16 protein-coding genes are annotated in these 12968 nt (G+C 61.1%); 12 read left to right on the top strand and 4 right to left on the bottom strand.

Features of this window, described 5'->3' with window-relative positions; translation table 11 throughout:
• The first annotated feature begins 2 nt into the window (after window positions 1-2).
• From JN302_RS09235 to JN302_RS09255, 5 genes are read left to right on the top strand one after another with little or no spacing between them, the layout of a single operon-like run.
• Entirely contained in the window at window positions 3-227 is a 225-nt protein-coding gene (locus JN302_RS09235) for a hypothetical protein (protein ID WP_202332671.1), read from the top strand.
• Window positions 211-1380, top strand: coding sequence for a tail fiber domain-containing protein (locus JN302_RS09240; protein ID WP_202332672.1), 1170 nt, complete (start codon window positions 211-213; stop codon window positions 1378-1380). The genes JN302_RS09235 and JN302_RS09240 overlap by 17 nt, the downstream gene beginning before the upstream one ends.
• A complete protein-coding gene (locus JN302_RS09245; protein WP_202332673.1) occupies window positions 1380-2795 on the top strand; it encodes a hypothetical protein in 1416 nt (471 codons plus the stop codon). Before JN302_RS09240 ends, JN302_RS09245 begins: the two co-directional genes overlap by 1 nt.
• A complete protein-coding gene (locus tag JN302_RS09250; RefSeq protein WP_202332674.1) occupies window positions 2788-4437 on the top strand; it encodes a hypothetical protein in 1650 nt (549 codons plus the stop codon). Before JN302_RS09245 ends, JN302_RS09250 begins: the two co-directional genes overlap by 8 nt.
• Window positions 4434-6545 (top strand): hypothetical protein, encoded by a 2112-nt coding sequence (locus tag JN302_RS09255; RefSeq protein WP_202332675.1) that lies wholly within the window; start codon window positions 4434-4436, stop codon window positions 6543-6545. Before JN302_RS09250 ends, JN302_RS09255 begins: the two co-directional genes overlap by 4 nt.
• Here JN302_RS09255 and JN302_RS09260 read toward each other — a convergent pair.
• Entirely contained in the window at window positions 6542-6739 is a 198-nt protein-coding gene (locus JN302_RS09260; RefSeq protein ID WP_202332676.1) for a hypothetical protein, read from the bottom strand. The two genes, JN302_RS09255 and JN302_RS09260, sit on opposite strands and share 4 nt — an antisense overlap.
• A gap of 12 nt (window positions 6740-6751) precedes the next feature.
• On the opposite strand from JN302_RS09260, the gene JN302_RS09265 reads away from it, so the two are divergent.
• Genes JN302_RS09265 through JN302_RS39600 form a run of 3 tightly spaced genes read left to right on the top strand, consistent with a single transcriptional unit; the run spans window position 6752 to window position 8048 of the window.
• Window positions 6752-7078, top strand: a complete 327-nt coding sequence (locus JN302_RS09265) for a hypothetical protein (RefSeq protein ID WP_202332677.1) — start codon at window positions 6752-6754, stop codon at window positions 7076-7078.
• A 38-nt stretch (window positions 7079-7116) separates the two neighbouring features.
• Window positions 7117-7788 (top strand): hypothetical protein, encoded by a 672-nt coding sequence (locus tag JN302_RS09270; protein ID WP_202332678.1) that lies wholly within the window; start codon window positions 7117-7119, stop codon window positions 7786-7788.
• A gap of 20 nt (window positions 7789-7808) precedes the next feature.
• On the top strand, window positions 7809-8048 hold the full coding sequence (locus JN302_RS39600) for a hypothetical protein (protein ID WP_274609280.1): 240 nt from the start codon (window positions 7809-7811) through the stop codon (window positions 8046-8048).
• Window positions 8049-8340: 292 nt separating this feature from the next.
• On the opposite strand, the gene JN302_RS09275 is transcribed toward JN302_RS39600, so the two are convergent.
• The 3 genes from JN302_RS09275 to JN302_RS09285 all read right to left on the bottom strand — a co-directional run bounded on the left by JN302_RS09275 (window position 8341) and on the right by JN302_RS09285 (window position 10702).
• Entirely contained in the window at window positions 8341-9123 is a 783-nt protein-coding gene (locus tag JN302_RS09275; RefSeq protein ID WP_202332679.1) for a DUF3800 domain-containing protein, read from the bottom strand.
• Between the two features lie 203 nt (window positions 9124-9326).
• The gene (locus JN302_RS09280; protein WP_202334238.1) at window positions 9327-9830 is read right to left on the bottom strand and encodes a thermonuclease family protein; all 504 of its coding nucleotides are present in this window, start codon (window positions 9828-9830) and stop codon (window positions 9327-9329) included.
• The gene (locus JN302_RS09285; RefSeq protein ID WP_202332680.1) at window positions 9827-10702 is read right to left on the bottom strand and encodes a COG3904 family protein; all 876 of its coding nucleotides are present in this window, start codon (window positions 10700-10702) and stop codon (window positions 9827-9829) included. The genes JN302_RS09280 and JN302_RS09285 overlap by 4 nt, the downstream gene beginning before the upstream one ends.
• Before the next feature lie 529 nt (window positions 10703-11231).
• Here JN302_RS09285 and JN302_RS09290 point away from each other — a divergent pair.
• From JN302_RS09290 to JN302_RS09305, 4 genes are read left to right on the top strand one after another with little or no spacing between them, the layout of a single operon-like run.
• Window positions 11232-11495, top strand: coding sequence for a hypothetical protein (locus tag JN302_RS09290; protein WP_202332681.1), 264 nt, complete (start codon window positions 11232-11234; stop codon window positions 11493-11495).
• Window positions 11496-11510: 15 nt separating this feature from the next.
• Window positions 11511-11795 carry a hypothetical protein gene (locus JN302_RS09295; protein ID WP_202332682.1) on the top strand — a complete coding sequence of 95 codons (285 nt, stop codon included), beginning with the start codon at window positions 11511-11513 and terminating at the stop codon, window positions 11793-11795.
• A 31-nt stretch (window positions 11796-11826) separates the two neighbouring features.
• A complete protein-coding gene (locus JN302_RS09300; protein ID WP_202332683.1) occupies window positions 11827-12477 on the top strand; it encodes a hypothetical protein in 651 nt (216 codons plus the stop codon).
• A complete protein-coding gene (locus tag JN302_RS09305) occupies window positions 12474-12968 on the top strand; it encodes a hypothetical protein (RefSeq protein WP_202332684.1) in 495 nt (164 codons plus the stop codon). The genes JN302_RS09300 and JN302_RS09305 overlap by 4 nt, the downstream gene beginning before the upstream one ends.

The raw sequence follows: 12968 nt of genomic DNA on the forward strand, positions 1-12968 counted from the left end.
CCATGGTTGAAGTCGCCACCATCCCCGCGACACTGACGCTCATGGGCCTCTGGCTTCGCCACAAAAGCGAGTGTCGGCCTGTTGGCGCAATTGTCGCCGACGCACGAGCCGGCGCTATCGCCGGCATCGAGCCATTGCCAAGCGGCTTCGGGTTCGCGGTGATCGATGAGGCGGCGGCGCTGGCCTCGATGCGTAAAATAGGGGGCCGAAATGTCGAGCCTGTATAGTTGGTCAAAGACGCCAGGGGACAACGGCAGTTCAGATTCCGGCCTGACATATGCCGAGGGCCAACCACCCTCAACGCTCAACAACGCCGGAAGGCAGGTTATGGGCCGCGTCGCAGAATGGCGAGACGACCTCGGCGGCGTGACGACCACGGGCGGCAGTGCCAACGCCATCACCATCACGGCCAATTCCGCCTTCACGGCTTATGCGACGGGCCTGATCGTCACCTTCAAGGCGGCTGCCGACAACACGACCGGCATCACGATCAATGTCAATTCCATCGGCGCGAAGGTGGCGCGGAAGTTCGCCATCACAGGCGGGGAATCCGCGCTTGGTGCGGGCGATATTCAGGAGGGCGGGCTCTACACCGCCATTTACGACGCGGCGCTCAATTCCAGTGCCGGCGGCTGGCACATCTACAACACCTCGCTCGGCACAGCCTCGACCCGCGACACCGGCACGTCTGGGGCGGCGCTGCCCTTGCTCAACGCCTCCAACACCTGGTCGGCCGGCACGACGCAGAACTTCAACGGGGATGTCACCCTCGGTAATGACAGCAGCGACGCGATCCGCATCGGCCAGAACACGAGCAACAATCCCGGCGTTTCCAATACAGACGTTGGCGGAGCGTTCCTGTCTGACAGTTTCCGCATCTCCAATGCCTCGGGCACCGCCATATTCGCTAACGTCAATACTGACACAACGCTGGTGTCTTTCCGCCGTTCGGGAACACAGGTCGGCTCGGTCTCCGTCACCAGTTCGGCGACAACCTTCAACACTACCTCGGACGGACGCCTTAAGGCGAACTTCCGCGACTTCGACGCGGGTGCGCTGATCGGCGCAATCAACGTCTATCGCTTCGATTGGAAGGCAGGCGGATCTGGCTACGGCGTAAAGGCGCAGGAGGCGCGGCAAGTTTTCCCCGATGCCGTCTCCACTGGCTCGGAGGGCGACGCGCCGGGCGATGCAACCTTTGCCCCTTGGGGAGTGGACTATTCCAAATACGTACCCTTGCTCATCAGGGACAATCAGGATTTGCGCCAGCAGCTTGCAGCTTTGTCGGAGCGGCTCGGCCTGGTCGAATCCGGGCGCGGATTCAACATTCCTGCCATCGAGGACTGGATCCACCACCCTAGCGAGAGAGATAGCGAATAATGGCCTCGGATGCGACCAACACCTTGGGCAGCATCCCGGCAATTGCCGGGTTCTCCGATGCTTCGAATGCTCGCGTCGTGTGTTTTCAAACTGGGAGGCCGGTTCATGCACCGGCCTTGAAGTTGGGCTTGCAGGCCGAGGACGCAACACTTACCGCATTGGCAGCGCTCAACTCGACTGCCGGCATTGTTGTTCAGATTGGCGCCGATGCCTTCACCAAGCGTACTTTGCAGGCCCCCGCCACCGGCCTCACCATCACAAACCCGGCAGGCACGGCAGGCGATCCGACGTTTGCGCTTGCGAATGATCTGTCTGGCTTGGAGGGGCTTTCCAGCACAGGTTTTGCGGCGAGGACGGCAACAGACACCTGGGCTGTTCGAAGCCTGTCAGCGCCCGCCGCCGGCCTGACAATCGCCAATCCCGCCGGGGTAGCTGGAAACCCGACATTTGCCCTCGCCAATGATCTGGCGGCCTTTGAAGCGCTCACCGGAACCGGGTTCGCGGCAAGGATAGCAACAGACACCTATGCTCTGCGCACGATCGACGGAACTTCCAATCAGATCACGGTGACAAATCCGACCGGCTCGGGCGGCAACCCAACGATTGCCATTGCCGGAACCTATGCCGGGCAAGCCTCCATCACGACGCTAGGCACCGTCACAACCGGCGTGTGGGAAGGAACGGACATTGCCGTTGCGGACGGGGGGACGGGGGCAAGTACGGCTTCAGGAGCCCGTACCAATCTCGGTCTGGGAACCGCCGCCACCCAAAACACCGGCACGTCTGGCACTGTCGTGCCTCTTCTCGACAGTTCTTGTACGTGGGCAGCCGGAACAACACAGACGTTCAACGGTAGCATGGTCCTGGGCAATGACAGCTCGGATCAGGTCTTTCTGCTCCAAAGCTCAGCAATCAATCCTGGCGTCTCGAACACCAGTACAGGCGGCGGCGTAACTGGCGATTCCATCCGCATTTCGAATGCGTCCGGTGCGGCCCTGTTCTGCAACGTCAATGCAGATGCAACGCTGGTTTCGTACCGTCGATCTGGAACGCAGGTTGGGTCGGTCTCGGTCACTTCAACGACGACGACCTATAATACATCCTCGGACTACCGCCTTAAGCCGATGCGTGAGGCTCTGACAGGCTATTGGGACCGCCTGTCTCTCATCCTGCCCCGCCGTTTTCAGTGGAGCACGGGAGAATGGGCTGCGGGATTCGTGGCGCATGAGTTTGCCGAAGTCTATCCGGCTTCCGTCACGGGCGAGAAGGATGCGGTCGATAGCTCGGGCGAGCCCGTTTACCAATCGATGCAGGCGTCTACGTCTGAGGTGATAGCCGACATCATCGCGGCCCTGCAGGATATCAACTCACGCCTGAATGCCCTCGAAACAAAAGAGGCTCCTGCCAATGGCTAATTTGCTGCAGCGGTTTCTCGCGAGCCTCACGGGAGAAGAAGACGCCACCGCTCTTAACCGCCTGGCGGCTGCGGGGCATCCGATGCCCGTGGGCGGGCTTGGCTCGATCGGTGATATGCTTTTCGGCGGCGCCGGCTCTGACAACCTTGCCGGTGGCCCAGGCGCTGATCTCCTGTCCCCAGGCAATGAACTGTTTCGAGGCCAAGCCGGCACCCCGTCTAACCGCCTTATGGAATCGCTCACACTGCCAAAGGTGACCCCGGGCGGCGGTGCGCCATTCATGCCAACCAATCCCCCGTTGCCGACTTCGCGCCCCGACCAGTGGGCAGGCATGCGTGAGGCTGCACCCCAGCAGGACCCGATGCAGACGGCCGCCGTCAACAACGCGGCGCCGCGGGCCAGCCCCATGCGAACCGCATACGGCGACCCCTACCTTGCATGGCAGCGCGGCCTTGGCAGCAGTGACGACACGCCGGCCCAGGCGACACAGTTACGGGCGCGACAGAATGGTGATTTCTCCCCTCGACGCAAGGCAATGGCTCAGCGTGCTGCGGTCTATGCCGGCGGCGCCGGCTCCGACATCGCCCTTGGGGGAAATGGTGGGGACACTCTCCAGGGCGAAGCCGCCCAAGGCGGCGGCCTTGGCAGCCTTCTCGGGAATCTGTTCGGAGGCGGACGAGCTGACGCCAGGAACAAGACAATTACTTGGCTGATGCATCAGGGCCTCGACCAGGGCACAGCGACGGTCGTTGCCAGCGACCCAAGCATGTTGCGGAGCTACATCGGCAATCGCGTCAACAGTGGCGCCCCCGATTGGCAGTTCCAAACCATCTATGACGACAACGGGAACGAACAGAAGGTTCTCGTAGACATGAACAACCCCGGCAGCATCCAGCCTGTCGGGGGCACGAAAACCAACCTGAAGACGCCGGCAGAATTGGCCCAGGCGAAGGACATTGCAGCAGCCGGCCGATCGGAGATCAAGCTACCGACGCTTGAAAACGAGTACGACAAGACGCTCGGCAAGAGCTACGGCGAGCGCTTCACGGATTTCCAGAAAGAGGCGCAGACGGCACAACGAGCCCTGAATTCCTTGACCGTCATGGAGCAAGTGATGAGCAAGGAAGGGTTCTATTCCGGTACGGCTGCCGAGCAGGTGAGGCGCGTCAAACAATTCGCGCGGGCACTCGGGTTTGACCCTGATGGCGTCGACAGCATGGAAGCGTTCAACGCCATGTCCAAGCAAACGGCTTTGGACGCTATGGGCGGTTCGCTCGGCACGGGCTTTTCGAACGCCGACCGTGATTTCGTCATCGATCAGGTGCCCAACCTCGGCAATACGCCGGAAGGCAACCGGCAGCTTATCCAGATCCAGCGGAAGCTTGCACAGCGAAAGCAGCACATCGCGAAACTGGCGCGTGAGTATGCCGCGAAGAACGGTGGCCGGATTGATCCCGGCTTCGACGACTACCTGTCGCAATGGGCGGAGCAGAATCCGCTTTTCCCGTCGCTGCCACCGAACAGTACGCCGAACGGCCCGGAGCGCGTCCGCAATCCGCAGCCTGGCGCTTCTCGGCCGCGAGCCACGAACGGCACGACTATCCTTGAATTTGACGGAACGCAGTGGGTGCCGGTGCAATGAGCAACATTCCCCCGCTGCCTCCCGGCTTCCGACTGCTCGACGAGGAGCAGGCCCAGATGCAAGGGCCGGCGACCGCCGCACAGGCGGCCGGTGGCGCTAAGGCAGGGCAGACAATCCCGCCTCCGCCTCCCGGCTTCTCAATGCTGCCCGATACACCGCAGGACTCTGCCGGCATCAGGCAGGCACGGACGGGCGCCCAAGGCTTTGCGGATCTGGTCACATTCGGCCTTGCTGACGAGGCGGCGGCGGCAGTCGGTTCGCTCGGCGGCATGCTCCCCGGTGGGCACGGTAAGGGCTATTCCGAATTGCTCGATGAGATCCGGGGCCAGAGCGAGGCAGAGGCAGCGGAATTTCCCAAGACGAATCTTGCGGGCAAGGTTACCGGCGGCGTCTCTGGTGGTGTGGCAGCCGTGCGCGGCGGGCTCTCCCTGGCCGCCAATGCCGCACAGGCCGGCAAGGGCTGGCTGCCTCGCCTATTGGGCGGCGCTGCAGACGGCGGCATTGCAGCGGGCTTGTACGGCTTCGGCTCGGGCGAGGGCGTCAAAGATCGACTGCAGCAGGCGGCATATAATGCGCCCTTAGGGGCGGCGTTCGGGGCAGGCGGCGAGGGCCTTGTGATGGGCCTCGGCGCAGGCTGGCGCTCGCTGTTTAGCGGGGCCGATGATGTGGCCCGTGGCATCAACCCTGCCGCCAATGTGGCGGAGGCAGGGCAATTCGGCATACCGCTTACCAGGGCACAAGCTACCCGATCGATCAAGCAGGCCAATATCGAGGACCAGCTCGGCGCCACAGGCGCCATGCAGAGCTTTAAGGAAGGCCAGACGCAGGCTGTAGATGATGCGCTCGGGGCGATGCAGGGCAGGCTTGCCGGCAGTAACCGGCCGGTCCCAGACGCGGCTACTGCATGGGATTCGGTACAGAGCGGCTTGAGGGGCACGCGCGACCGGCTGAAGGCTGCCGGCCAGGATGCCTATGCGGCTTCGGTCGATAACCCCAACGTGCTGGTTTCCGGGCAGGCTGTCGCGGCTCTCCCGAATTTCATTCGCTCAAGTCTTGACGCGGACAACATCATCATTGACCCGATGTATCACGCCGGGGCGGCGAGGGCGCTTCAGTTCGTAGACGACTACATCAGCCGCATGCCCCAGGTTGGCGGTGATGTGAAAAGCGTACAGGCGCAATTGCGCTGGGTCGAAAACCTTCGCGCCTCGCTCGGCAAGAACTTCCCGCCGATCGGCCCGGACGCGCCGGCACTCGGGGCCATCAAGGGCGCTATCGATGATTGGACAGACGAGGTGTTCGAACGCGGCCTAGTCAGCGCTTCAGACGACGTGCTCGGCCAGCTGAAAACGGCTCGGGCGAACTGGTCGCATTACAAGGGCCTGATCGAGCCGAAAGCCAAGAGGGGCGGCCGGATCAATCCGCAATACGAGGCGCAGGCCCGCGTTCGAAATATCATCGAAAAGGACATGTCGCCGGCAGAGATCGGACAATACCTGTTCGGCTCTTCGGTCGTTTCCCCGAAAAATATGTCCTTTGCTACGGCAAACGAGTTGAAACGCCACCTCGGCGCCGATAGCGCGGAATGGGCTGGCGTGCGGCAAGCCCTTTGGCTCCGGGCGGTGCGGGCTGGTGATGATGCCATGAGCCCCGCCAAGATAGCGAAGAATCTGGACGGGCTCTTGAAGGGCGACGGCAAGGGGCTGGCGCAGGTCGTCTTTTCGGCCGACGAGCGCAGCGCCATGGGAAGCTTTGCCAACGTGATGCGGATGTTGTCACTGCCGAAAGGTGGTCTCAACAACAGCAACACGGCCAACCGGCTTATCCCCCAGCTTCAGCGCTGGGGCTCGGCAGTGGCCGGCATGCTGTCCGGTGGAGCTGGGGCCTATGGCGGGCTGGACCCGCTTTCCTCGCTGGGGCTCGGGGCGCTCACCACGGGGGCGCTTAAGGCAGTGGGCGCCGGCGCCAGGCAAGCGAAGGCCTCCGCCGCAACCCGGATGCCTGTGCCGGTCAGGCCTTCCGGATCTGGTGGCGCGACGCTTCGCGGCCTCTCTCAACCGTTCGTGCCGATGGTCGAGGATATGCGGAAGCGAGTGCCGGTTCGCTAGTCGAAGAAGCTTCCGACCCAATTGGAGAGCGGGATCGAAACATACTGCTCAACCAAGGGAAGGACGAAGAAGGCAAACAGCGTCATGACGACGATGAAGGACACGATACAGAGCAGACGGAAAAGCAGGCCCTGGAAGGGCGTGAAATGCGCTGGCGGCCTGAAGTCGTCGGGCATCGGCATAAGCATCAACATAGGTGAGCCCCGATGAATACGGAAGTGGCCCAGATCCCGACCTATCCCGATCTCCTGCACCAGATCACCGCGAGCATTGCGGAAGGTCTGGACAACGACACTGCGGCCGACGCCATCGCCGATGTTCTGATGGACGGGAGCATTTCACTCGCTGATCGGCCGTTCCAGCTCATCGCCCATGCTCGGGGGTGCCACGCTGCGGCGGATGTTCGGCGACGGGAAGGCAATCACGATGCGGCGGCCGGCCTCTACGACCTCGGCCAATTCCTGCTCGAGGCGGCCAGCCAAGCGCATGCCGAGTTGATTGCAGCGATTGGCACGATCGATCTGAAGCATTGATGGACTGCGGCGCGACAGTCCCGGCAAAGGGCAATGCCATGCACAAGCCCCAGCTCGTTGCGGACAATACGAAGCCAGCAGAAACGCGGGCCGCCGACAAACCCGCGTTGCCATCGGCCCCCTACGATCCGACACCGCGCGAAAGAGCAGCGCTGGAGGCGCAGGAGGCCAGAAGAAAAGCGCGACTGCCTATGGTGCGCTTCAAGACCGTAGTCGACGACCCGGCAGCGAAGGAGGTGACTTTCGATCATCCGGACTTCGATACGGCTTGCGCCCTTCTAAGGGAGTCGCTCGCTACTGCAGACAGCATCTTCACCGCCGGCATAGTCAACCAGATCGGCAACATAGGCATTCAGGGCGGCGCTGATCCGGACGCTCAGGGTCTCAATTTCGCGATGTCGCTCGTCACCGGCATCGAGCCTCAGGACCAGATTGAAACCATGCTCGCAACACAAATGGCCGCGGTGCATATCGCGACCGTGGCGATGGCGCGGCGCCTCAACCACGCAAAAACGCCAGCTCAATTGGACCAGAACGAGAAGGCGCTAAACAAGCTCGCCCGCACCTTCTCGGCTCAGGTCGAGGCGCTCAAGAAATATCGGAGCAAAGGCGAGCAGCGCGTCATTGTCGAGCGCGTCAACGTTGAGGCCGGCGGCCAAGCTGTCGTCGGTAACGTTTCGTCAGCCCGGGGGCATAGGGGCGGGTCATGAAGCTTTCGCCCGTTAACCTCATGCATTTGGCCCCGCGCTGTACGGCCAAGAGCAAGCGCAGCGGATTCCAGTGCAAGGCGCCGGCCGTGCGCGGTAAGAAAGTCTGCCGAATGCATGGCGCTCGGGGAGGTGCGCCCTGCGGCTCACTCCATGGCCGATATGTCCATGGCAAGCAGACGCGGAAGGCGATCGAGGCCAGGAGAGAGACGCGGGACCTGATCCAGAAAGCGCTCCAACTGTTGGCCTCGATAGAAATATGAATTTCCAGAGCCTACGACTTGCCGGACTAGGCGTCAGTTTAGGGCGTCAGTAAAGATAGTGCAGGTACTCTGACTAACGCTTCGACCAACCCGCGTTCAGTCGCGGCATCGACCTATCGCACTCATCTCAGCGCGAACCCAGGGACATGTGATTGATGTCAGGATGTTGACTGACAGAACGAATTTTTCTGGAAACTGCGAAGTGGACGCGCTAATGTGTGCTTAATCCAACGGCTTGTTGGAGGGACAAGCGCACCAGCTTGGGCGGCCCGTCACCGGGCCGTTTAGCTTTTTAGGGGCGCCAGATTCTTCCGTATCCATTGGGATTCCCGCTCCGGCTACGGTAAAACTTCTCAGCCTCCAGAAGCGCCGCGACTTTCATAGCAAAGGCGTCGAATTCTGGCCCCCCAGTATAAATCCGCTTGCAGTGGGAGAAGCAGGTGGAGGCCAATAGGTCAGCCAGTTGTAGGCCTGCGATGTCGTCGACTTTCGGCTGGATCTTTATCTCCTTTGATGAAAGCCGAGGCCGCAATCTCGCTTCTGGTATATGGTCAGTCCCACCTTCATAGAACGATCGATAGAGGGCCTTTAGCTCGCCATCCAGTTGAGAGTTGGTGGCCTCTGACATGACGTCGCCAACGGCATTGTTGCTTCGAAGAAAGTAGAAATAGCGCTCGATGGCATTCCCAACGAGCATGCGGTATATGCCGCCATGCCAATTCGGGTGCGCGGCGTAGAATGCGGCCTTGTCAACGCAGACAGAGATGACTGTGTATTGGGCGCGCTCGTACATAGAAAAGCAATCTTTCTCCCAAGCCGCTCGCACGTCAGCGTCTTTCAAGGATTGAAATCGCCCTTCGGCTTTTTTCATCTTCCGAAGGTGCAGTATGGGAGGATTATTCCCGAAGTGCTTAACCTTTAGCAGCTCGAAGGAAGGCTCAAAGCGATTGTACAAATAATCGAGGCTCACAATCACGCCGACAATGCCGGCATAGCGACTCTGAGGATGGTCGCTTACACGGGAATGCACATTCCCAGTGTCGTCAATGAACATGCGAAATGATGGCGCTGCCATATTCTGCCCCCTCCAGCGAAAATCTAAGCTGCTTGGGAGCTTGGCCGCAAGGCCGATTAAGTGATGGAGTTATCGAGGCCTTCACGGACATAGGTAGCGGCCAATCGACTTCAATGCTGCCCGCAGCCTGACCATGGCGACACGATGGCGGCTGACGCCCATACCGTCAATGCAGCAACTCGCTCAGCGTGAACGAACGGTGACTATCCCGCCGGCTGGCGCGCTTTCCGCCACTCCCACGGCCATTCGAAGCGACCGCGCCAGATGCCGGCGCGCGCCGCCCGTGCGGCTTCCTGGGCCCTGCCATAGGCGCCCTTGCTGTATTTCGGCCAGTCGAGCGCGTGACCGTTCCTGACGAGCCATTCCGCCACGTCCTGGTCACCAGCAGTGCATCGGGCGACCATCCGGCCGTATCTATCCCGATCGACCTCATGGCAGGTCGTCGGCGAAGCGGCGCTCAGGAAGTCGTCGAGGACGAACGCGGCGACCTGGCCGCACCGGTAGGCCTCCCCCGCCTCGTCGCTGCAGAGCTGCCGGCTCTCTGGCGCATCGATGCCGTGGAGCCTGATCCGCTGGCCGTGGATCTCGATCGTGTCGCCGTCGATAACGGACGCGCGACCAATTACTTCGGTTTCGTCGCCGGCAGCAGCAATCGACGCTGAAAACAGGAGCAGAACAGCAGGAGCGAGGTTGATCCGGCGTACTATGGCGCAGTGCCCTTTTGTGCTTTCAGACGAGCATCGCGCTCCCTCTCGGCTTGTTCAATGGCCTTTCTCGCCTTCTCCTCAAAGCGGCCATCCAATTTTGCAGGATTGGTCACTGGCTGTGCCGGCTCCTTTGGGCCCCCTTGAAGTGATCTAAGGAATTCATCGATCGACGCAGGATTGACGACCCGTCTAGACCCGGGATTTAGAGGAGGTGATGACCCCCTCGGCGTCGGGACAGGCGTGGACTCTTGAGGTGCTACTATCCGCTTGGTCTGAACGATCGAAGGTGCCGCGGGTGACGCGCGTTCAATTGCACTCCGAGACAACGCAGTCACATCAATCCCCAACAATGCGGCATCTCGCAAAGAAAGCCATTGCATGCCCTCTGGAGGTGCCGATGTGGCGTAGATCACCACGTTCTGGCCAAACCCCAATTCACCTAAGAAAAGGCCAACCACAGCATTAGCCATACCCGATTCTTTCGGTACATCACCTTCGTCGTCGTAGGCCACATGAAAGCCGATCCGGGCACCTTCCGTTGCAAACCTGATTCTTCCACCAAGCCACGCAAGAGCACATGCCGACGCGCAGATATCTTGAACAATGGTGTCGTAGCCGGCCCTGTGGATGGTCCGTCCTATCTCTATTCCGGCTTCCAAATTCCCGCCCTCGGAATTCAACAGAACGGCTGCCCCTTGAATCTCCCGAGCGACATCTTTGAACCGGAAAGCATCTCCATTGAGCAGCGGCCCTTCAATGCGGACAACTGGGGTATTCCTTCCGTTCACTGACAGGTAATCGCGTGAAATGTCTGCAGCGAGCACACTTGAGGAAAGTAACCCCGAGACAAGGACGGCAGATAGAAAACGCATATCACGGCCCCCCCATGAACGGAGGGAATATAGCGCTATCGCTAATCCGCCGCTACCTGCCCCACCGGACCGGCCCCACCGGGACGCGGACCAGCTTTCGCAGCCGTCTCAGTGCTCTGTCTCTCCTAGTCGTCATTCGTTGCGTTGAGTTCGTCCGGACGCTTGCCCTCGTCTTCTCGACCAGGGCGCGCCAGCCTCACACCGGCCCCGCCCCCGTTCTCGGGGATGAACGCCACGCCGGCAGCTTCAAGCGCCCTCTGTACCGCCTCCACGTTCGCAACTGAGCTTCGGCCCGTCCCGATCTTTTCCATCCTCTGGATGGTCCCGAGCGCCAGCCCGGATTGTTTGGCTAGCTCCGGTTGCGTCCAGTTGACCAGGCCTCTTGCAGCCCTGATTTGCGCAGCGTTTAGCATAAAGGCTTACTCCGTTGATATTTTCACACAATGCATTGCATTAAAAGATTGACAACCCGTTACCGTTGGGCGATACAGATAACAGATTGCCTTAAAAACACAACGGGAAGCCTTCAATGTTCAATCGTACCGACATCATGAACCAGGCTTGGAAGCGCTACCGTGCGCAATACGGCCGGCGGCGGTTCGATCGCTCCAACTTCGCCTACTGCCTCCGCTGTGCATGGGGCGAGGCTCACCGCGCTACAAAGTCCATGGCTCAGATCCGGGCCGAGGCCATCCGCTACGAACTCGCCACTCTCGATACCCGCTCATTCCAGCAAAACGTTGAGCCGCTCCGCCGAAAGCTGGCGAGCGAACTCGCCGCTCTCGCAGCTTGATATGGAGCCACTGAAATGTCGAAGGAAGTCACCTTTTCTGAGCCTTTCTACGTGGAGGACAAGGTTGTTGCCGGTCTCGCGCTTGCGGAAGAAATCGCGCCCAACCTGTTTCGCTGCGCCTTCTATTCTGAGCAACGCAGCCTGTACGGAACGCGCGGCGAGAAAGAGCGTACCATCGTCGCCAAGTTCGTTCTGACAGCCGACGCCTTGAGGGCGCTCACACATGCCCTTGCCGGAATAGGTCGGGCCGCTCCGGACGATTTCTCCGACATGCCGGCCACTTCGATCCACCAGCACTAACCAGCGCCCATCACAACCCAGGAGAATTGCAATGACCCGGAACTCTGTCCGGGCAGCCGCCGAAGGCTTGCCTGAAATCAACCGCCGCAAGGCTCTTACCGCTGCCGCTGGCGCAGTCGCCGCCCTCTCCGGGTGCAAACCCATCGTTGCCCCTGCAATGGCCAGCGCAGAGCCTGCTGACGAGCTTCCGTACGACAAGGTGCGCCGGATCGCAAAGGATCTGGCCTACGCCCTCAAGGACTGGAACAACGAAATCGGCGGCCCGGGTAGCTATTGGGTGGCTCGCATCTACCCCGTCGGGCGCGCTCGTCATCCGGTCTGCTTCGAAAGCATCCAGCCTACCCCGCCCATCGATCGCGTCGAGTGGGTGCAGGTAAACCCCCATGCGATGCAGAACGCCGTCAACATCTGCTCCCGCGCCATAGACGACCATGTGGCGGCGCTGGACGCTGGAGACGATGACCAGATCTCGGCCGCCGCCTGGGTCGCCTACCAGACTTTCCAGCACCTGCTAGCGCTCCCCTGCCGGTCACAGGCCGACATCACAGCGAAGGCGCGGGCTATACTGGAGCTGGGTCCCCGGGGCGGCTATTTCCCGCTGGAACAGGCCGACACGGTAACGCTGCTTCGCTCGATCCTCGGCGAGGGCGATAGCACGGCAAACATGTCGGTGCCGTCATGATGACGCGTCGGTCATTCCTCCGGGCGGTTCCGCCTGCCGTGGCCACAATGTCAACTGCAGCCGCCGTAGCGGCTGCAGGGGCGGTCAAGAGCCTGGACGCTCTCATTGCGGAGCATCAGGCCGCTATCGTGGGCGTTGAGACAGCAGACAAGGCCTATTGCGCTGTCTATTACCGGGTGGACCTTAAGCTTCATGCCCCCGGGGCGGCCCGTCGCGAGGCCTATGCCGAGAGCGGTCTAGCCGAACTCGAAACGGCCTTGAACGCTGCGTGCGATCGGCAATGGGTCGCCTTTTGGGGCGTCATAGACTACCGCCCTGCCGACATGGCGGAGGCCAGCGCAAAGATGGCCTACCTCGTCGAGTTCGCCAGTATCAGCTCGGACAATGCGGAGATTGTCGAGGAGTACGCAATTCGGATCATGGTTTCCATGGTCGAGGATCCACCGGTCAACCTTCTCGCAGCAGTGGAAGCCGCAAGAGCGAGGGCATAG

Source organism: Mesorhizobium sp. L-8-3 (assembly GCF_016756615.1).
Lineage (GTDB): Bacteria > Pseudomonadota > Alphaproteobacteria > Rhizobiales > Rhizobiaceae.